Source organism: Pseudomonas sp. TMW22089, from assembly GCF_022496645.1.
GTDB classification, from domain to species: domain Bacteria; phylum Pseudomonadota; class Gammaproteobacteria; order Pseudomonadales; family Pseudomonadaceae; genus Aquipseudomonas; species Aquipseudomonas paraversuta.
This window is the reverse complement of sequence record NZ_SCFG01000002.1, coordinates 1-19,545: the sequence shown is the minus strand read 5'-3', so window position 1 is coordinate 19,545 and position 19,545 is coordinate 1. Positions and strand designations below refer to the sequence as shown.

The 19,545-nt window shown below is 59.8% G+C and carries 21 protein-coding genes and 1 pseudogene; 11 read left to right on the top strand and 11 right to left on the bottom strand.

Annotation, left to right across the window (positions count from 1 at the left end; translation table 11 throughout):
* Positions 1–90 precede the first annotated feature (90 nt).
* Positions 91–978 carry an SDR family oxidoreductase gene (locus tag EQV90_RS02450; protein ID WP_240877716.1) on the bottom strand — a complete coding sequence of 296 codons (888 nt, stop codon included), beginning with the start codon at positions 976–978 and terminating at the stop codon, positions 91–93.
* Between the two features lie 116 nt (positions 979–1,094).
* Between EQV90_RS02450 and EQV90_RS02445 the strand changes: the two genes are divergently transcribed.
* Positions 1,095–2,012: a LysR family transcriptional regulator gene (locus EQV90_RS02445; RefSeq protein WP_003443475.1), complete on the top strand. Its 918-nt coding sequence runs from the start codon at positions 1,095–1,097 to the stop codon at positions 2,010–2,012.
* 26 nt (positions 2,013–2,038) lie between these two features.
* Here the strand turns inward: EQV90_RS02445 and EQV90_RS02440 are convergent, their stop codons facing one another.
* The gene (locus EQV90_RS02440) at positions 2,039–2,491 is read right to left on the bottom strand and encodes an Lrp/AsnC family transcriptional regulator (protein WP_029612224.1); all 453 of its coding nucleotides are present in this window, start codon (positions 2,489–2,491) and stop codon (positions 2,039–2,041) included.
* A gap of 145 nt (positions 2,492–2,636) precedes the next feature.
* On the opposite strand from EQV90_RS02440, the gene EQV90_RS02435 reads away from it, so the two are divergent.
* Complete coding sequence (locus EQV90_RS02435; RefSeq protein WP_160626809.1) at positions 2,637–3,254, top strand: LysE family translocator; 618 nt, start codon at positions 2,637–2,639, stop codon at positions 3,252–3,254.
* Between the two features lie 53 nt (positions 3,255–3,307).
* Positions 3,308–3,694 (top strand): cytochrome c family protein, encoded by a 387-nt coding sequence (locus tag EQV90_RS02430; RefSeq protein ID WP_240877715.1) that lies wholly within the window; start codon positions 3,308–3,310, stop codon positions 3,692–3,694.
* Here the strand turns inward: EQV90_RS02430 and EQV90_RS02425 are convergent, their stop codons facing one another.
* A complete protein-coding gene (locus EQV90_RS02425; RefSeq protein WP_003443445.1) occupies positions 3,695–4,024 on the bottom strand; it encodes a hypothetical protein in 330 nt (109 codons plus the stop codon).
* Between the two features lie 99 nt (positions 4,025–4,123).
* Positions 4,124–5,029, bottom strand: a complete 906-nt coding sequence (locus tag EQV90_RS02420; RefSeq protein ID WP_240877714.1) for a LysR family transcriptional regulator — start codon at positions 5,027–5,029, stop codon at positions 4,124–4,126.
* Between the two features lie 114 nt (positions 5,030–5,143).
* Here EQV90_RS02420 and argC point away from each other — a divergent pair, with 114 nt between their 5' ends.
* Positions 5,144–6,073, top strand: coding sequence for an N-acetyl-gamma-glutamyl-phosphate reductase (gene argC, locus EQV90_RS02415; protein ID WP_010655602.1), 930 nt, complete (start codon positions 5,144–5,146; stop codon positions 6,071–6,073).
* 55 nt (positions 6,074–6,128) lie between these two features.
* Here argC and EQV90_RS02410 read toward each other — a convergent pair whose 3' ends face one another.
* Together EQV90_RS02410 and EQV90_RS02405 are read right to left on the bottom strand one after the other, a co-directional pair.
* Positions 6,129–6,572, bottom strand: a complete 444-nt coding sequence (locus EQV90_RS02410) for a type VI secretion system amidase immunity protein Tai4 (protein WP_003443442.1) — start codon at positions 6,570–6,572, stop codon at positions 6,129–6,131.
* Positions 6,569–7,068, bottom strand: a pseudogene (locus tag EQV90_RS02405) (type VI secretion system amidase effector protein Tae4). The gene EQV90_RS02410 and the pseudogene EQV90_RS02405 overlap by 4 nt, the downstream one beginning before the upstream one ends.
* Positions 7,069–7,878: 810 nt before the next feature.
* On the opposite strand from EQV90_RS02405, the gene EQV90_RS02400 reads away from it, so the two are divergent.
* The 5 genes from EQV90_RS02400 to EQV90_RS02380 all read left to right on the top strand — a co-directional run bounded on the left by EQV90_RS02400 (position 7,879) and on the right by EQV90_RS02380 (position 13,964).
* Positions 7,879–8,889: a zinc-binding alcohol dehydrogenase family protein gene (locus EQV90_RS02400; RefSeq protein ID WP_240877713.1), complete on the top strand. Its 1,011-nt coding sequence runs from the start codon at positions 7,879–7,881 to the stop codon at positions 8,887–8,889.
* Positions 8,890–8,892: 3 nt separating this feature from the next.
* Positions 8,893–10,032: a D-mannonate oxidoreductase gene (locus EQV90_RS02395; protein ID WP_003443438.1), complete on the top strand. Its 1,140-nt coding sequence runs from the start codon at positions 8,893–8,895 to the stop codon at positions 10,030–10,032.
* Between the two features lie 30 nt (positions 10,033–10,062).
* Positions 10,063–11,592 carry an altronate dehydratase family protein gene (locus tag EQV90_RS02390; protein WP_240877712.1) on the top strand — a complete coding sequence of 510 codons (1,530 nt, stop codon included), beginning with the start codon at positions 10,063–10,065 and terminating at the stop codon, positions 11,590–11,592.
* A 1-nt stretch (position 11,593) separates the two neighbouring features.
* Positions 11,594–12,553: a sugar kinase gene (locus tag EQV90_RS02385; RefSeq protein WP_003443426.1), complete on the top strand. Its 960-nt coding sequence runs from the start codon at positions 11,594–11,596 to the stop codon at positions 12,551–12,553.
* Between the two features lie 70 nt (positions 12,554–12,623).
* A complete protein-coding gene (locus EQV90_RS02380; protein WP_003443425.1) occupies positions 12,624–13,964 on the top strand; it encodes an MFS transporter in 1,341 nt (446 codons plus the stop codon).
* Here the strand turns inward: EQV90_RS02380 and EQV90_RS02375 are convergent.
* Complete coding sequence (locus EQV90_RS02375) at positions 13,951–14,907, bottom strand: LysR substrate-binding domain-containing protein (protein WP_203009219.1); 957 nt, start codon at positions 14,905–14,907, stop codon at positions 13,951–13,953. The two genes, EQV90_RS02380 and EQV90_RS02375, sit on opposite strands and share 14 nt — an antisense overlap.
* Positions 14,908–15,059: 152 nt before the next feature.
* On the opposite strand from EQV90_RS02375, the gene EQV90_RS02370 reads away from it, so the two are divergent.
* Together EQV90_RS02370 and EQV90_RS02365 are read left to right on the top strand one after the other, a co-directional pair.
* Positions 15,060–16,373 carry an L-fuconate dehydratase gene (locus tag EQV90_RS02370; RefSeq protein WP_240877711.1) on the top strand — a complete coding sequence of 438 codons (1,314 nt, stop codon included), beginning with the start codon at positions 15,060–15,062 and terminating at the stop codon, positions 16,371–16,373.
* A 108-nt stretch (positions 16,374–16,481) separates the two neighbouring features.
* The gene (locus tag EQV90_RS02365) at positions 16,482–17,183 is read left to right on the top strand and encodes a FadR/GntR family transcriptional regulator (protein WP_003443407.1); all 702 of its coding nucleotides are present in this window, start codon (positions 16,482–16,484) and stop codon (positions 17,181–17,183) included.
* Between the two features lie 66 nt (positions 17,184–17,249).
* On the opposite strand, the gene EQV90_RS02360 is transcribed toward EQV90_RS02365, so the two are convergent.
* The 4 genes from EQV90_RS02360 to EQV90_RS02345 all read right to left on the bottom strand — a co-directional run.
* On the bottom strand, positions 17,250–17,696 hold the full coding sequence (locus EQV90_RS02360; protein ID WP_003443405.1) for a hypothetical protein: 447 nt from the start codon (positions 17,694–17,696) through the stop codon (positions 17,250–17,252).
* Between the two features lie 341 nt (positions 17,697–18,037).
* On the bottom strand, positions 18,038–19,078 hold the full coding sequence (locus tag EQV90_RS02355) for a fimbrial protein (RefSeq protein WP_240877710.1): 1,041 nt from the start codon (positions 19,076–19,078) through the stop codon (positions 18,038–18,040).
* Positions 19,079–19,089: 11 nt separating this feature from the next.
* Complete coding sequence (locus tag EQV90_RS02350) at positions 19,090–19,407, bottom strand: FimD/PapC C-terminal domain-containing protein (RefSeq protein WP_240877709.1); 318 nt, start codon at positions 19,405–19,407, stop codon at positions 19,090–19,092.
* A gap of 21 nt (positions 19,408–19,428) precedes the next feature.
* The coding region (locus tag EQV90_RS02345) for an IS3 family transposase (RefSeq protein WP_139145696.1) at positions 19,429–19,545 on the bottom strand (117 nt) is incomplete at its 5' end.

Here is a 19,545-nt window from a genome sequence, read left to right as displayed (position 1 = left end):
CTGCCATCGCGGGCAAGCCCGCTCCCACAGGGGGGAGGGGCAGATTGCGGTGCCAGCGAGCTTCGCGCTGAATTCAGGGGGGCGAGGTGCTCAATAGGCAAAAGCGCTGCGGTGCTTTTGCACGAAATCTTCCCAGGTCACGGGCTGGCGGCCGGTGATGGCGGGGAAGTTGTCGAAGGTCTCTTCAACCCCGGGAATCTGCCGGGCCGCCATGCGCGTGAAGTTGTCGTGCACGCAGGTCATGTAGGCCATTTCGGCTCCGGCCGCGCGCATGTTTTCCAGGAATACGTCAGGTGACTTCGCGTCGTAACGGAACGGCTGGCCCAGGACTCGGGTCATGATGGCGGCGATGTCGCCGTAGGACTGCACGTCGTAGCCCAGGCGGTAGGTCTTGCCGGCATGTTTGTGCGGGTGCAGCAAGGTTTGTGCGGCGACACGGGCGACGTCTTCGCCATCCACCCAGCTGAAACGTGCATCGCCGGTGTATTGCTCGATAACCCCCGCTTTCACTGCCTGGGTGCCGTCGTAGCTGAGCAGGTTCTGCATGAAGCATTCAGGGCGCAGGTGGGTGAACGAAAAGCCTGACCACTCGATGTAGCGCTCCACGAACTGGTGCCAGGCCCAGTGTCCGATGGTGGTGTCGTCCCGTCCGCAGGCACCCAGGTGGACGATGTGTTGCACGCCGGCTTTTTTTGCCTGGTCCACGAAGGCTTTGCTCTGGCGCAGCATGTCCACGGTGTAGCCCGTCACCAGGAACGCGCGATCGATACCTTGCAGGGCAGGGGCCAGGGTGTGTTCCTTGTCGAAATCCATAATCACCGTGCGAATGCCTTGGGCCTCGAAGGGTTTGGCCTTGGCCGGTGAACGGACGGCGGCCACCAGGGTGATGCTGTCGTCGGCCAGCATGTTGCGCAGGGTGTCGCCGCCGATCTGGCCGGTGGCACCGGTGATCAGCACCGTTGGTTTTTGCGGGGTCATGGGAGCGCCTGTAGGTTGAGGAGTGGCATGGGCTCCAGTTTACTGGGGAAAAACGGTCGTATTTACGATACCTTTTACCGAATGACATGAATTCAGTTCACGAATACGAGGCGGGTATGTTTACTTCCGAGCGCCTGAAGGGCATCGATGTGTTTGTCTGCGTGACCGAAGCCGGCAGCTTCAAAGCTGCTGCCGAGCGCCTGAACCTGAGCCCTTCGGCCATCAGCAAAGGCATCGCCCGACTGGAGAGCCGGCTGGAGGTGCGCCTGTTCAATCGCACCACCCGGCGTTTGTCGTTGACCGATGCCGGGGCCGCGTTCTATCGGACCTGTACCGGGGTGCTGGCCGAACTGGAAGAGGCCGAGTTGTCCATGCAGGCGGAAAATACCGAGCCGCGGGGCCGGCTGCGAATTGACCTGCCGGCAGCGTTCGGGCGTCTGCAGGCGTTGCCGGTGGTGCTGAAATTTGTGCAGCAACATGCGCTGTTGCTGCCGCACATTTCGTTTTCGGACCGCTTTATCGACCCGGTTGAAGAGGGGGTTGATATCGTCGTCCGGGTCGGCGGTTCGGATGTCTGGCCCGGTGCACTGGGGCATCGTTACCTGGGACGTGAGCGGCATGTGTTCTGCGCCGCCCCGGCTTACCTGAAGATTCACGGTACGCCGGTGACGGACCGCGACCTGGAGCATCATCAGTGTGTTGCCTATGGGCGGGCCGATGGCACGGTCAGCCCCTGGAGTTTTTCCGGCAATCGGCCCGGTGAGACCGAGCGCCGGGTGATGCCGGCCAAATACATCGTCGGTGATGGCGAAGGGCAGGTCATGACGGTGCTGGCGGGTTGCGGCATTGCGCAATTACCGACCTGGCTGATCAAGCAACAGCTGGCCGACGGGTCTTTGGTGCAGGTGCTGCCGCATCTGGCCAGCGACGGCCTGGCGATCAATCTGGTGTGGCCGAAAAGCCGCCAGGCTTTACCCAAAGTCAGCGCTTTGCTGGATGCCCTGGCGGCCGGGCTGATGCCCCTCGACCGGTAATGGCGGCAGCGACTACCGGTTTTCGGTTACAGCGGCAGCACCCTGTCGTGGATCACGCTTTTCATCACCAGGGTCGAGACCAGCCGTTGTACGTTGGGCAGCGAGGTCAGGCGTTCGTCGTACAGTTGCTGAAAGGCCTGCAGGTCTTTGGCGATCACTTGCAGCAGGTAGTCCGGGTCGCCGAACAGTCTTTGCGCTTCGATAATCTGTGGAATCTGCGGCAAGGCCGCCTCGAAGTCGGCGACGGCCTGGCGGGTCACTTCGCGCAACGTCACAAACACAATCGCAGAAAAGCCCAGGCCCAGTTCTTTCGGCGCCAGCAGGGCCCGATAGCCCAAAATCACCCCCGACTCTTCCAGAGCCCGCACCCGCCGATGACAGGGCGAGAGGCTCAGCCCGACCCGGTCCGCCAGTTCGGTGAGAGAAAGACGGCCGTCCCCATGCAGCTCCGCGAGAATCTTTCGATCAATTCGATCCACCTGGAAGAACCTTCTAATATGGTCGCTAATGATTGGGATAAACGAAAGATAATCCTATCAGCAAATCTCTAATCTTCTACTGAGCGCATTCGCTTCATTCGGCGCATTGCACAATCCCCCCGGCTTCGTAGAAGGCAGACACTCCGTGACTCTCAGCATCCTGGCCGCCTTTTGGGCGGTGTCGTTCCTGTTCATCATCACCCCCGGCGCCGACTGGGCTTACGCGATTTCAGCCGGTATTCGCGGTCGTCGGGTTGCGCCTGCGGTCGCGGGCCTGCTCTCGGGCCACTTGCTGGCGACCCTGGTTGTGGCTGCAGGTGTCGGCGCGTTACTGGCCAGGAGTCCGTTGATCATGTCGCTGCTCACCCTCGGCGGGGCCCTGTATTTGCTGTGGCTGGGCATCAGCATGATTCGCCAGCCGTCCACCCCCGAGGCCGGGCAGATGCAGGTGGCGGATTCATGGTTTCGCTGGGCCTGGAAGGGCACGTGCGTCAGTGGCATGAACCCCAAGGTATTTCTGCTGTTTCTGGCCCTGTTGCCGCAATTCACCGACCCGTTATCGACGTGGCCGATCCCGGCGCAAATCATCGCCCTGGGTTCATTGCATGCGGTGAGTTGCGCAGTGGTTTATCTGCTGGTGGGGTTCAGCGCTCAGGCGGTATTGCAGACCCGGCCGGGGGCGGCGAAAAAGGTCAGCCGGGTGTCCGGGACGGTGATGATCCTTATCGCGCTGGGACTGCTGGCGGAGCAGGTTTTGCGTTGAGCCTGTAAGATTGCCGGCGAGCCCGACCCTGACCCCGGAGTGTGGAACCGCCCATGAAACAAACAGCATTACTGAGCCTGGCCCTGATCCTCGCAACCGGATTCACCGGCACCGCTGTGGCGGCCGGGGATACCGAGGCGGGAGCCAGACTGTTCAGCAAAACCTGTGGCGGCTGTCACAGCATTGGCGAAAACGCCCGGGGCGGGTTCGGGCCGCAGCTCAACGGCATAATCGGCCGGCCAGCCGGGACCACGGCGGACTACCAGTACTCCGAGGCGATGAAAAACTCGGGTGTGGTGTGGACGCGGGACAAACTGGCCGCGTACATCGAAGCCCCGAAGAAAGTGGTGAGCGGTACGCGGATGATTTTCTGGGGCATCAGTGACCCCGAGAAGATCGACAATTTGCTGGCGTACCTTGAGACCTTTCAGGGGCAGTGATCACTGAATATCTTTGAGATAGTCCCTGAGGGTCAGCAGCGGGGCGTCGAGTTGTTCCAGCGTGCGGGCGTTTTTCACATCCAGGGACAGGCGCTCGAGCTCGCGGCCCATGGGCTTGTCGGTGCCGCCCAGGGCGTTCAGGGCCAGGCCCAGGCAGGCATCGAGCTTGGCTTGAATGGCGCCGATATCGCCCTTGCGCACCAGCAGGGCAAAGACCTCGCGCTCGTAGTCCGCCATGACCAGGTCGTCACGCAATATCGGGCTTGAGCCTTCGGTCTCGTAGGCCAGTTTCAGCGCGAAAAGGGCGACTGTTTCCAGTGGCAATTCCATGAAGCGGGTTCCTGTGCTGTGGAGCGGGGCGGCGATCATCGCTGTTCTGCCGGCGAAAAAAAAGCCTTGGCCCTGCGCACCCCTGAATCGGGCAGGCCCTCAGGGTGCGCCAGCCTCGGCCGGCTGCGAGCTTAGCCTCCACAACACATCCAGCACATGTTGCGTGGCGCGCTCGACATCGCCGTCACGGTGGGCAATCCCCAGTTGGCGCCACAACAGGGGCTGTAACGGGCGCATGGCGATCCGGCTGTCAGGCAGCGGGGTGCAGGCTTCATGGGGCAACAACGTGGCCCCATAACCGGCCGCCACCAGACTTTTGATTGCATCGTTGTAGTTCAGTTGAATACGCGCTGCGGGCTGGTGCCCATCGCTGGCGAACCACTCCGCGGTGAGGCGTGAAAGCCGGGTGGTGTTGTCATTCAGGATCAAGGGCTGCGCTGCCAGCCAGGCGGGGGTCACTACCTGCGGGCATTCCCCGCGCGCCGGCAGGAAGGCCATGACCGGGTCGCGCCGCCAGGGCTTGATCCGCAATTGTTTGACCGGGGTCTGTGGCAGCGCCACCAGGCCGATTTCCAGAGAGCCTTCGGCCAGCCTGTGCAAGGTTTCCCGGGAGGTGAGCACGGCGACCTGCACATCGATAGCGGGATGATGTTGGCTCAAGGTCTCCAGCGCTTGCGGCAGCAACTGGGCGATGGCCCCGGTGGAGGCTCCCAGCCGCACGCGTCCGGCCAGCCCCTGCACCTGTCGCTGCACGTCCTCAAGGGCCTGCTGCGCATCTGCCAGCAGACGCCGCGCGCGTTCCACCAGGGTGGCGCCAATCGCCGATGGCTGGACCCGGCCCCGGCTGCGGGATAACAGCCTGGCGCCTACTCGCGATTCCAGGTCGGCGATATGCAAACTGACCGTGGGCGGGGCCAGGTTCAGCACCCGGGCCGCCTCGGCAAACGAGCCCAGGTCGGCAATAGCCACCAGCGTGCGCAACCGGTCCAGGCTGATTTCGCGCATGGATCATTCCTTGTTCAGAAAAACTGAAGTTAATCGTTTGGAAATTCAACTTTTCCTATCTTAGCCCCTCGCTGAAGATTGCCGCTCCTGATTTCCTGAGTTCGAGAGCATTCCATGGCAAGTCCTCTGATCTTCATCGACGGCGACCAAGGCACCACCGGGTTGCAAATTCATCAACGGCTACGGGATCGCCCCGACCTGCGTTTGATCAAGCTCGATCCCGAGCATCGCAAGGATGCCCGGCGTCGCGCCGAAATCATCAACGCCTGCGACATCGCGATTCTGTGCTTGCCCGATGACGCGGCACGGGACGCTGTAGCCAGCATCGAAAACCCTGGCGTACGGGTAATCGACGCAAGCTCGGCGCACCGTACCGATCCGCACTGGACCTATGGTTTCGCCGAGATGAACCCGCAACAGGCCCGGCGTATTGCCACGGCGCGGCGGGTCAGTAACCCGGGTTGTTATCCCACCGGAGCAATAGGGCTGCTGCGTCCGCTACTGGAGGCCGGTTTACTGCCTGGGGACTACCCGCTGACCATTAATGCCGTGTCGGGTTATTCGGGAAAGGGGCGGGCCGCAGTGGAGGAGTTTGAAGGGGAGGGTGCCATCGGAGGGGCAGCATTCCAGGTGTATGGCCTGGGGCTGGCGCACAAACATGTGGCGGAGATCCAGCAGCAAAGCGGCCTGCTGCAGCGGCCGGTATTTATCCCGGCCTATGGTGCTTTTCGCCAGGGCATAGTGCTGACCATACCTTTGCAACTGCGCTTGCTGGCGCCGGGGGTGGACGGGTTGCGGTTGCATGAATGCCTTGTGCAGCACTACGCCGCTGCGGCCCATGTTCAGGTGATGGCGCTGCAGGAGGCCAAAGCCTTGACCGGCCTTGATCCGCAGGCGCTGAACGGGACTGATGATTTGCAATTGGTGGTGTGTGAAAACCAGCAGACCGGCCAGGTACTGCTGGCTGCCGTATTCGACAACCTCGGCAAGGGCGCTGCCGGAGCGGCGGTGCAGAACCTGGATTTGATGATGGCGGGGGACTAACGGAGGTTACCTGCAACTATTTTACGAGAGCGGAATGATCAACCCGGTGTCTGGATCACAGATTATCCTTCCTGTATTTATGCCCGGGATTGATTACCAGGTCTTTCGTCTGTTCGTCCAGTTCGCTGCTGTGATAGAGGTCCAGACATTTCAGAAAGTCGAAACGTACATCCTTGATTTCCGGTTCGACTAACGGGTTGTGGTAATTGCGCGCCAAATAACTATCGACCAGGGACTTGATAGCATCTGGCGCCCTTTCCAAGTCGTATTCGGTCCAGTCGCGTAATGCACTCACACTACTGCCGGCATCAATAGCAGCACTCTTGTCATTTTGGTAGGCGTTCGCGACACAGGTGGCCAGGATCATGTCTTTATAGTTCTGGGCATGGGGACGTGCCCCAGCGCCAGGAAAGCTAAACTGGCTGTTCTGTGCATGGCAAACTGACAGATAGAGGGCCAGGGCCGAAACAGTCAGGCCACCTCTCCAGATTATGTTCATGGCAAATTCCAAAAGTTAGCGCGGTCGGTGCTGTATCTCGCTTCTGGTTCATTGAAGTAACACTGGTCGTAGCAGATATTGCCATCGAATAGTGTTGCGTGGCCTTGAGCATCTGACCAGCCTGTAACTTCAAACAGGATCAGCCCCTTTCTACCGGCAAGGGATCCTCCACCAGTGGGCGGGTATTTCAGGATATCAGGTTGCCCCCAACGCTCCTTGAGGAATGCAACAAGATTCCTTACCCGGAAAAAATATTGGCGATTGTCCGCCCTGATACTGTCTGTCCTGGAGTTTTTGGAATGTTCATGCCAGATTGATTCAAAATATAACTAATTCGAACGGCACAGGTATTACTCCAGCGCTACTGGGGTATGGGGTTGTTGATATTCTTTTCAACATATCCACCAATTATTTGTGCAACTTTTGCGCCGGAGTTGATAGGGTCGTAAATTCGCTGTGAAGCAGCCCAGGCAACAGAGAAAAAAGGTCGAGTCATTTGTTATCCTTGGTTTTTATTTGGTCAAGCCATGCGCAATGGCAATAGCTTTGTTCATTGAGGAAGAACCCTGTGTCGGCCGCTATCTATTGTTATGTAACCAGTAGATTCGGAGTCTAAATCAGTGGGGTTTAACTTTATGTCGGTCCTTGTTTTCAACGCTTATGGTGGCGATGTATTTAAAGTTAAAGTCCATAGCGCTACTTGGCTTTCTGTCGGGTAAAGACATCCGCTGCGAATAACTCACTCTCTGCGCAATATGTAGAACAGCATTTCCAGGTGTGAATAAGCCATACATCAGGCTGATCCTATCTTTGGCTCGCTGTCGCTATGTGCAGGGCGAATTGTCAAGTGTGCGCAGAGTTTCAGGGGCGAGTGGGTGGATATAAAGCGCGGGCAGCGATCCATTCATGTTGTTGCTCCAGGGGTGTCAGCAGCGCTGCACCTTGATGCCGTAACCGTCGAAAATAAATCAGAGCCCTCTGAAAAATAGTCGTCCTTTAAAAATTGCCACTGCGCTCCCCCAAGCCCTGATCAAAGCCATGTTCCAAGAGCATCAAGCGCTCTCGGCGATCACTCGCACCTGATTGCAATCTGGTAAGGCCAATTCATGTTTTTTATAAATTGGTCTTGCCAATGTATTTTGCCGCGTGTAGTTTTCGAGCCGTGATCATCCAGGCGGCACTCACGCTGCACACAATAAGAGGAGATCCCCATGCCCTGTCTCCATCTCCCGTTGCTGCCGTTCCCCGCCGCCTGTCTCGCCTTGCCCATACCCCGTAGCCCGCGTGCTATTGCCGGAGAATAAAAATGCTGACTGTGATTTGTAACGAGCCGCGCTCGCTCAGTGCTGTCCAGAGCCCGATACCCGCCCGCCAGCCCGGCGAAACCCTGATCCGGGTCAAACGGGTGGGGGTGTGTGGCACCGACCTGCATATCTTCACCGGCAATCAGCCCTTCCTTGAATACCCGCGGGTCATGGGCCATGAGTTTTCCGGCATCGTTGAAGCCAGCGATGAAGGCAGTGGCCTGGTGGCCGGCGACGTGGTCTACGTGATGCCGTATATCTCGTGCGGCACCTGCATCGCCTGCAGCAAAGGCAAGACCAACTGCTGCACCCGGATCCAGGTACTGGGCGTGCACTGCGATGGCGCCTTTACCGAATACCTGAGCGTTGCCCATCAGTTCATCCACAAGGCTGACGGGGTGTCGCTGGATCAGGCGGCAATGATCGAGTTCCTGTCCATCGGGGCCCATGCCGTGCGTCGCTCTAACCTGCAGGCCGGGCAGCGGGTGCTGGTGGTCGGCACCGGGCCCATTGGCATGGCGGCGGCGATTTTTGCCGGGTTGCGCGGGGCCAGAGTCACGGTGCTCGACACCCGCGACGATCGTCTGGATTTTTGCCGCCAGCACCTGGGCATTCACGCCGCGGTGAAAATCGGTGAGGGCGACAAGGACGCTCTGGCCGACCTCACCGAAGGCGATTTTTATGACGTGGTATTCGACGCCACCGGTAACGCCCGGGCCATGGAGCGCGGCTTCGAATTTATCGCCCACGGCGGCACCTACGTGATGATCTCGGTGGTGCGTGACTCGATCACCTTTTCCGACCCCGAGTTCCACAAGCGCGAAGCCACCCTGATGGGCAGCCGCAACGCCACCGTCGAAGACTTCCGCTATGTCGAGCAATGCCTGCGCGACGGCTTGATTCCCGACCGGGCCCTGAACACCCATCGCATTGCACTCAGCGAGGTGGTCAATCTGTTCCCCACTTTGCTGGACCCGCAGCAAGGCGTTGTCAAAGCCATTATCGAGTGCTAGGCGATGAGCGATAACCAATTTCCGCCGATCCTGCAGTTTGGCACCAGCCGCTTTCTCCAGGCCCATGTCGATCTTTTCGTGTCCCAGGCGCTGGAGCGTGGCGCAGCCCTGGGCCGTATTGCCGTGGTGCAGACCACCGACAGCCCGGCCAGTACTGCCCGCACCGCGGCGCTGGCCAGCGGCAAGCCGTACCGGGTGCTGATCCAGGGCATCGACCGGGGTCAGGTAGTCGAACAAAACCTCCAGGCTTCGGCGATCAGCCGCGCAGTACATGCCGCCCAGCAGTGGCCGGCGCTGCGCCAGTGCTTTATCGAACAGGTCCGGGTGGTGATTTCCAATACCGGTGACCGCGGTTATCTGCTGGACCCGCGGGACACTCCCGTGCTGCTCGGCGCCCAGGCCCCGGCGCCGATCAGCTTCCCGGCCAAACTTCTGGTTTTGCTCCACGATCGCTGGCAACACAACCCGCACTCCACGCTGTCGCTGTTCCCCTGTGAACTGGTGGCGCGCAATGGCGATGTGTTGCGTGATCTGCTGGTGGGCCTGGCCCGCAGCTGGGCACTGGGCGACGCATTCGAGAGCTACCTGACGCAGAACTGCCGCTGGGCCAACTCGCTGGTGGACCGCATCGTTTCCCAGGCCCTTGAGCCGGTGGGCGCGGTGGCTGAACCCTATGCGCTGTGGGCGATCGAGCGTCAGGAGGGGCTGACGCTGCCCTGCAGCCACGAAGCCATTGTGCTGACCGATGACCTCGATCATTACGAGCGGCTAAAACTGTTCACCCTGAATCTGGGCCACAGCTATCTGGCCGAGCGCTGGCTCAGTGACGGGCGCCCCGAGCACGAGACTGTGTACCAGGCCATGCATAGCCCGGCACTGCGCGCCGATCTGGAAGCACTGTGGGCCAGCGAAGTGCTCCCGGTATTCGCCGCCCTCGGTCAGCTGGATGCCGCCCGGCGCTATGTCGACAGCGTGCGCGAGCGCTTCGCCAACCCGTTCTTGCAACATCGTCTGGCTGACATCGCCGCTAACCATAAAGACAAGAAACAGCGCCGCCTTCTGCCCCTGATCGAGCTCGCTGAGCAGGTTGCGCCAGGCCTTGAGCAACCGATATTACGGGCCGTCCTGCTCAGCCAGCACTGAGCGGCGCACCAGAACCGTTGAGGATCCACCATGAACCTTGCAAGCTCATCCTTACTTGTACTGACCCCGGGAGATGACGTCGCCGTTGCCCGCGGCGACATCGCCAAGGGCCAGGAACTGTTCGCCGACGGCCTGGGCGTGACGGCGCTGGCCGATATTGCCTCGGGGCATAAAATCGCCCTGCGCGGTGTCGCCCAGGGGCAGCCGGTGCGCAAGTACGGGCAAATCATCGGCCAGGCCAGCGCTGCCTTGCGACCTGGCGACTACGTCCATGTGCACAACCTGCAGATGCCTGCGGCCAGTTCCACCCAGGCGCTGGCCAATGTCTATCAACCCACGGTTTATCACGCCGACGAGGCCCGGTTTGCCGGCTATGTACGTGCAGATGGCCGGGTCGGCACGCGCAACTACATCGGGGTGATTTCCAGCGTCAATTGCTCGGCCACGGTGTGTAAACAGATCGCTGCGACATTCGACGCCGGGCGTCTGCGCGATTACCCCAATGTTGACGGCGTGGTCGCCATCACCCATGGCAGCGGTTGCGGCATGGGCGCCAAGGGCGAGGGCATCGAGATCCTCCAGCGCACCCTGCGCGGCTATGCCGACCACGTCAATTTCGCCGGGGTGCTGGTGATCGGCCTGGGCTGTGAAGTCAATCAACTGGCCCCGCTCATGGAGCAACTGGCCGATCGCCCGGCGTTGCTCAAGGCCAGCCTGGTGATCCAGGACGCTGGTGGCACCCGGGAAACGGTGCAGCGCGGGATAGCGCTGGTAGAGGCGATGCTCGACGGAGTCAACCGCCAGCAGCGCAGCAGCGTGTCGGCCAGACACCTCACCGTGGGTCTGCAATGCGGTGGCTCAGACGGATATTCGGGGATCAGCGCCAACCCGGCGCTGGGTGCGGCGGTCGACCTGGTGGTGGGCCATGGCGGCACCGCGATCCTCTCGGAAACCCCGGAAATTTATGGCGCCGAGCACCTGCTGACCGCCCGTGCTGCATCTGCGCAGGTTGCCGACAAGTTGATGAGCCGCATTCATTGGTGGGAAGACTATGTACGTCAGCATGACGGCGACATGAACAACAATCCGTCCCCGGGCAACAAGGCCGGGGGCATTACCACCATTCTCGAAAAGTCTCTGGGGGCGGTGGCCAAGGCCGGCGCGACTGGGCTGATGGCCGTGTATCAGTACGGCGAGGCGATTGAACAAAACGGCCTGGTGTTCATGGACACCCCGGGCTACGACCCGGTGTCGGCCACCGGTCAGGTGGCGGGCGGGGCGAACCTGATTTGCTTTACCACCGGACGCGGCTCGACCTATGGCTGCAAGCCGACACCGTCGCTGAAAATCGCCACCAATACCCGGCTGTTTCAACGCATGTCGCTGGACATGGATTTCAATGCCGGGGCGATTGTCGACGCTGAAGAATCGGTGGCCGAGGCGGGGGCGCGTCTGTTCGGGCTGATGCTGGCAACGGCCTCTGGTCGCAAAACCTGCAGTGAAGAAAACGGGCTGGGCGACAACGAGTTTCTGCCCTGGCAAATCGGCGCGGTGATGTGACATGGGCCAACTCACCGAATCGATTGCAGTCGTTACCTGCGGCGAAGCCATGGGTCTGTTCAGCGCCCGGGATGACGGCAGCCTGCGCGAGGCCAAAGATTATGTGCGCGGCGCTGCCGGCGCCGAGTTGAATGTGGCCACCGGCCTGGCACGTCTGGGTTTTGGCGTCGGTTATATCAGCCGTCTTGGCAATGACACCCTTGGCCACTGGCTGGGCGATGTCATGGCCCGCGACGGCATTGATCACCGTTACACAGTGCTGGACCCCGCGCATCCCACCGGCCTGATGTTCAAGTCACGCCGTTCGGACGGCGGCGACCCCGACATCGAATATCACCGCAAAGGCTCGGCGGCCAGTCATCTGAGCCTGGCCGATTACCCCGGCGATTACTGCCGTGGCGCCAGGCATCTGCACATCACCGGTATCAGCCCGGCGCTGAGCGACAGCGTGCGCGAACTGATTTTTCATATGGCCGGCGATATGCGCGCGGCGGGCCGCAGTGTGTCGTTCGATCCGAATTTGCGCCCGCGGTTATGGCAATCCCAAGCCAGCATGGTGGCGTGCCTGAACGATCTGGCCGGTCTGGCTGACTGGGTCTTCCCCGGCCTGGCGGAGGGCCGGCTGCTGAGCGGCCTTGAACACCCGGCCGATATCGCCGGCTTCTACCTGGCCAAGGGCTGCTCGCTGGTGGTGCTCAAGCTGGGTGCCGAAGGTGCCTATTACGCAACCGCCAATGAGAGCGGCTACTGCCCCGGGTACCCGGTGACCCGGGTGGTGGACACCGTGGGCGCGGGTGACGGTTTCGCCGTGGGCGTGATCAGCGCCTTGCTCGAAGGTCTCGGCGTCGCCGGGGCTGTGGCCCGGGGCAATCTGATCGGCGCCCGGGTGCTGGGCTTCCCGGGTGACAGCGATGGTTTACCCACTCGCGCTGAACTCGAGAGGTTTGCAGAACAGTTCTGACACCCGCAGTAAAGATGCCTGCAGGCATCCTGGATAACACCTACTCCAACAATAAGAAGAGGTACGCTCCATGAGTTATCAAGACCTGTATGACTCGCCCGCGCTGGCGAGTGGTGTAAAGAAAGCCGCTATCCGGCTCTTGCCGTTTCTCGCACTGATGTACGCACTGGCATTTATCGACCGGGCCAACGTCGGCTTTGCCAAGATTGCCTATCAGGCCGACACCGGTATCGGCGACGCGGCCTTTGCCCTGGGGGCGGGGATCTTTTTTATCGGCTATGCGCTGTTTGAAGTGCCCAGCAACCTGATCCTGCAGCGCGTTGGCGCGCGAGTGTGGATGGCGCGAATCATGGTCACCTGGGGGCTGGTCTCGGCGTCGATGATGTTCGCCAACAGCGAAACTTCGTTCTACGTGATCCGCTTTTTGCTGGGGGTTTCTGAAGCCGGGTTCATGCCCGGGATCATCCTGTACCTGACCTACTGGTTCCCGGCCAAACAACGCTCGCGGGCCATTGGCCTGTTCTACTTCGGGGTGCCGGTAGCGATGTTGATCGGCAGTCCGCTATCGGGCTTTATCCTCGATACCCACAACCCGTTCGGTCTGGCCAACTGGCAGTGGATGTTCGTGGTTGAAGGCCTGGCCGCCTCGGTGGTCGGGGTGATTGCGTTCTTCTATCTGGCGAGCCGTCCCGGCGATGCCAAATGGCTCAGCGCCGAAGAGAAACACGCCATGAACACCGTCATCGAAGCCGAGGAAAAGGAGAAAGGCTGCAGCAGCCACAGCTCGATTTTTGGTGTACTCAAAGACAAGCGCGTGCTGATGTTTATCGCCATCTACTTCTGCGTGCAGATCGGCAACGCCCCCCTGGCGTTCTACCTGCCGGCCAAACTGGCTTCGACCCTGGACGGTCACGTCAACACCTCGGTCGGGCTGCTACTGATGATTCCCTGGCTGTGCACCATTGTCGCCATGCGCATTGCCACGGTGTACGCCGACAAGCACAACAACCACCGGCTGGTTGCCACCTGCATGCTTGCCGTAGGCACGCTGGCCTTCGCGTCGATTTCGGTGATCAATACGCCGGTGCTGACCCTGCTGGCGTTCTGTATCGCCATTCCCGGGCTGGTGGCCAGCCAGCCGGTGTTCTGGAGTCTGCCGACCCGCCATCTGGGCGGCACCAGTGCGGCCACCGGGATCGCCTTTATCATTTCCATCGGCAATCTGGGCGGCTTTGTTTCGCCGCAGATCAAGGCCTATGCCGATAGCGTGACGGGGACCAGCAGCACCGGCTTCCAGGTGGTGGCGGCGCTGTGTTTTGTCAGCGTGTTGTTGCTGATGTTGTTGAAGCGCACACCGTCCCGGGTAGCGACTTACCCGGCGCCGGCGGATCTGACGTCTAGTCGCTCGTAATCACGCCTTGACCTTCAAGGCCGGCCTGCACCCGCAGCTCGGCCTTGACCACCTCCATGGCCGCAGTGGGTACCCGGCCCTTGCGGCTGATCAGGCCGAATGGCATCAGGCGCGCCGAAACCGCGACCGGCAGCGCTGCCAGCACCCCCAGCTTGCTGTAGTACTCGACCAGCGACAGCGGCATCAAGGTAATCATGTCGGTCTGCTGGAGCAGCGCCACGGTCAGCATCGTCGAGGCTGTTTCGAGCTGGCTGGCGGGTGCCTGCACCTGGGCCTGGCGGAAAATCTGCTGGTAGATTTCCCGCAGCGGTGCCGGCTGCGATTGCACGATCCAGGGATAGCGGGCGAGTGTCTCCAGGTTCAGCCCGGTGCTGTGCTGCAACGGATGGCCGGTGCGCGCGACGATCTGAATCAGCTCCTCATCGAACTCCTCGAAGTTCAGTTCGTCGGTGGGCCGGCCCTGGGCGACACGGGCCACGACCAGGTCCAGCTGGTCGAGACTCAGGGCCTGCAGCAGTACGTCGCTGGTATCGATCACCACTGTGATGTTCAGCTTGGGGTGACGCCGGGTCAATTGCGCCAGGGCCCTTGGCAGCAGGTCGCCCGCCAGCGAGCCCATGGCGCCCAGGCGCAGGGTTCCGAGGTTGCCCGATTGCAGTGCGCTCATTTCTTCGTGCAGGCCGCTGAGATCGGCGAACACCAGTTGAGCATAACGAATCGCCGCCTCCCCCAGCTTGTTTGGCAGCAAGCCCTGATGGGTGCGGGTAAACAATGCCTCGCCCACCAGGTTCTCGAGTTCGTGCAGTGCCTTGGTCACCGCTGGCTGGGTCAGCGCCATGATTTGCGCGGTCTTGCGCAATGAGCCTTGTTCAGACACCACAAACAGCAACTGCAAATGGCGCATTCGCAGGCGGCTGCGCAACTGCTCGAGGGAGTTGATCATGGGGCTATTACCTGAGGTGATCGGTGTAGTCGAAACATTCAATTTCGCGTACTGGCAGCGCAGGACAGACTGCGCCCGCGGCACGAAAATAACATGAATAAGCCTGCTGCCAGCGGCAACGGCGCAGCCGGCTTCAATTTCAGGATAACCCCATGTCTACCCTCATTACTCAGGTCGCTGTACGTGACATTCGCTTCCCCACCTCCAAGAGCATGGACGGCTCGGATGCGATGAACTCGACGTCCGACTACTCCGCGACCTATGTCACGTTGCACACGGATTCGGACGATGGCCTGCAAGGCCACGGCCTGACCTTCACCATCGGTCGCGGCAACGATTTGTGCGTCGAAGCGGTCAAGGCCCTGGCCAAATTGTTTGTCACCGGCCGCACCCTGGAAAGCATCACCGACAACTTTGGCGCCTACTGGCATGAAATCGTTGCCGGTGACTGCCAGCTGCGCTGGGTCGGCCCGGAAAAGGGCGTGGTGCATCTGGCGACCGCGGCCATCATCAACGCGCTGTGGGACCTGTGGGCGAAGAAGGAGGGCAAGCCGGTCTGGAAACTGCTGGTGGACATGAGTCCCGAAGAGCTGGTGCGCTGTGTCGACTTCACCTTTATTACCGACGCGCTGACGCCCCAGGAAGCCATCGCAATGTTGCGTCGGGCGGCGCCGGGCAAGGCCGCGCGCGAACAGAAAATGCTGGATGAGGGCTACCCCGGTTACACCACCGCCGCCGGTTGGCTCGGTTACTCCGAAGAGAAAATGCGCCGCCTGGCCCGTGAAGCGGTCGAGGCCGGCTGGACGCATCTCAAGCAAAAGGTCGGGGCCGATATCGAGCAGGACATGCGCCGCGCGCAAATCCTGCGTGAAGAGCTGGGCTGGGATCGCAAGTTGATGATGGACGCCAACCAGACGTGGGACGTGGATCAGGCGGTGACCAACATGCGGCGGCTGGCCGAATTCGATCCCTGGTGGATTGAAGAACCCACCAGCCCGGACGATGTACTTGGCCACGCAGCGATTCGCCAGCGTATCCATCCGATCGGTGTCGCCACCGGCGAGCACGCGCACAACCGGGTGATGTTCAAGCAGTTCTTCCAGGCCGCTGCCATGGATTTTTGCCAGCTCGATCCGGCGCGTCTGGGGGGCCTGAACGAAGTGCTGGCGGTGGTGCTGATGGCGGCCAAATTCGGCGTGCCGGTATGCCCCCATGGCGGCGGCGTCGGCCTGTGCCAGTACTCGCAGAACATTGTGCTGTTCGATTACATAGCGGTGTCGGCGTCCCTGGAAAAACGGGTACTGGAGTATGTCGACCACCTGCACGAAAACTTTCTCGAGCCGATCGTGATCCGCCGCGGGCGCTACATGCCGCCACAACAGCCGGGGTACAGCGTGACCATGAAGGAGTCCTCGCTGGAGCACTTTGAATACCCCAATGGTCCGCAGTGGCAAGACCAGCAATAGGCTCTGTACCCAATGCCGGGAAATGACTGTCAGGCTGGCGGCGAGGTTTCTGCTGCCCGCAGCGGGCTGTGTGATAGCCTTTGGCATCATTTCCCGGACTCTGCCTCGATGGTCTCCTCGTATCCTCCTTCAGAGCGCAAGCTCTATCAGAAAATCGCCGACCGGCTGCGTGAATACATCGTCCAGGGCGACTTCAAGGTCGGCTCGCGCTTGCCTCCCGAGCGCGATCTGACCCAGTTGCTGGGGGTGTCGCGGCCGTCGCTGCGCGAGGCGCTGATTGCCCTGGAAATCGAAGGCAGTATCGAAATCAGGATGGGTTCCGGGGTCTATGTGGCTGCGCGCCTGCAAGAGGGTGGCACACGCACCGTAACCCTCGGCGAGAGCCCCAACGAGTTGATGCAGGCCCGGGCGCTGATCGAAGGCGAAGCCGTGGTGCTGGCGTGCCTGCACGGGAAAAAAAGCGATTATCGCTACCTGCAGGACTGCATCGATGCCATGCGCGCGAGCATCGAAGCCAATCGTCCGCCCCTGGCTGACGACCGCAAGTTTCACCATCGGCTGGCAAAAATGACCGGCAACTCGGCGCTGGTGCGGATCATCACCTCGCTGTTCGATGAGCGCCACAGCCCGATCTCATCGCACCTCAGCGAGCATCTGGAAAACCCAGGCACCTGGGACGCCGCGGTGATCGAACACCAGGCGATCCTGCGGGCACTGGAATGCAAAGACGTGATCGCTGCCCAGACAGCCATGCGCCAGCATTTGCTGCGCTCCGAAGCGCGCTGGCTGGTGGCGCTGGAGGCGGAGTAAGCAGGTATTTCCAGGGTTTGCCCGGTGGTTACTTGAGTCCCCCATGCTGGTTGTGAGCGTTCCTCGTTACCAGCACGGATAGGGTTGGGAACCGGACCCTGCGCCAGCATTCAGCCGATCGACCTGTCTCCAGGTATTAACCCACCATGCCAATGCCTTCAGAATGACTGAGTTCATGGACACCCTTAAAATATTGGCTTGTTCATTTATTTGATGGACTTGTCCTTTTTTAAACTTGCAGGGCAGATGTTTGATGTTGTCGGGCGGGGTGCGCAGATCAATACGAGTGACCTCGGCTTTATGTTCATTGCCATAACGGGATGTTAAAAGTGCCAGTATCACCTTGAGGTCAGACAACTGGTCGGTCCATTGCACCCAGGCTTGTTTGATTTCGCCGTTGATACTGCGGTCATGGCGGGCGGCCAGAAAAGCCAGCGATTCATAGAGGTTCTGCGGAATACTCAATTCGAGTTTGTCAGCAGGTTCAACGTTAAATGCAGGGCTGGTATTCATGGTGCTTCTTCCTCCTTGAGTGTGGGGTATATTCCTAAGGCAACATTGTTTTTATTGGCGTCGCGGGTTAGAGAAGTCCGTTGCTAAAGCCGATAAGCAGCCGTCACCAACCCTTAAACTATCGAGTTTAATGGTCGGTTTAAAATATAGTTAAATCAGTGTTATCGGTGTCGCCCATGCCCGTGCAAAGGAGGCTGATTTTAGTTCTATTTTTATAACGCTTGTCCGGTTTTAGACTTGACTACTATAACTTAAGCCAAATAGTTAATCCAAACCTATCCATTTTTCTTGAACGGGTCGAGTCACTGTAGTTACCTGTCTGAGGCGCAGGGTTCAATGGCTTATTTAAAGGTGACATCAATATTCGCAGAGGCTCGAAAGGGGCCGACTTTCGGATTGGTATTAAGCCATTTCAAGCTCGCCAGAAAGTTTTTCCTGACGCTGGAGCCATTCACCAGTCCCATTTCCACGGGGGTATTCATCGGGATGAAGGTCATCGGCGTGTCTTGTTGTGACAGTAAAATTCCGAAGCCGCTGTCGCTGGTCGGCAGAATGGTCGTGGTGTCCTGCACGGGGTAAGTCGAACTGAAACTGGCGTTCAATACCTGGCCCTGGCAGTCCTGGCCACTCTCCGGGCCCGAGGTGTCGGCAGTCACGGAAAAGGGCACCTGTTTCTCTATAAAACCGACCCGCGCATTCTGCCGCGGGATGCTGCCAAAGTTTACCGCCGAGCCATTATTGGCACTGACCGTTATTTTCGGATTGCAGGAGATGAAACGGATATTGCCCAACCCGGAAATATAAGCGTTGAAGTTACTGTCGGCGACATTATTAAGCCCGCCTACACCGTCGACCTGAAACAAGGAATAAGCACCGGTGTTGGTGATCTTGCCGCCCGCAGGCGGCGGTCCTCCCGTGGCCTTGATATAGATTGAATACGACACGGTAATACTGAGCGACTGTGCCGGGGATAAACATCGGCTGCCCTGTTTGCGGCAGCGGGTTCCGGGGCCGACATCCTGTCTCGCGGAATTGACCAGTTTGTAATCGATGCTGTTGTAGTTGACCCCGACTTCAATTGAATTATGAATATTCTTCAAATTCATTTTAGGGTCCCAATACAGATAGGCATTTTCCCCGGCGGGTTTGTTTCGGTCATCCGTACACTGGAAAGTTGAAGTGAATGTCGGGGAACGCCACAACAAGGCGCCCGCTGCTGTATTGGCAGTCGAGACCCTGATTAACTGGGCCAGCACAATATCCTGGCGAATATTGCCGTTTTCTTTACATGACAAGGCATGGCTGCTCTGCGAGAACAGTCCCAACATGATCATCAATCCGGCAGCGAGCCCCGGACGGTTATGCTTCAACAAGAAAAACATGGACTTTCCTTTTATGGTGTTACGCAGACCAGCGAAAGTTCTTGATAGCCCGTGGCCTTTTCGCCCATGGGTTTCAACTCAGGCACCTGTAACGAGCAACTTTCGCTTGGGTCTTCTCCCCACTTGACCATCAACCGGTCACCTGCAGAGGCACCCGAGATGTAAATATCTCCGTTGGTGCCCACGGTGCCGCTGTTCTTGCCTGACGCGCTGAAAATACTGGCGCCCAGGGGCGGGGAGTCAGCGTCATTGATCTTGCTGTGTACCAGCAGGCTTTGGCCGGTATGGGTTTCAAACCTCACATGGGAAATGGCGCCACGTGTGGGCACTACTGAATAGTCCCGGGTTTCCTAGACACTCTCCAGGCTCGCTGCGTAACGCTTTTCAAACTCTACCGGTGACAGCTGATTGTTGAAACTGTGGCGTCGTTTTGGGTTGTAAAACATCTCGATGTAATCGAACACATC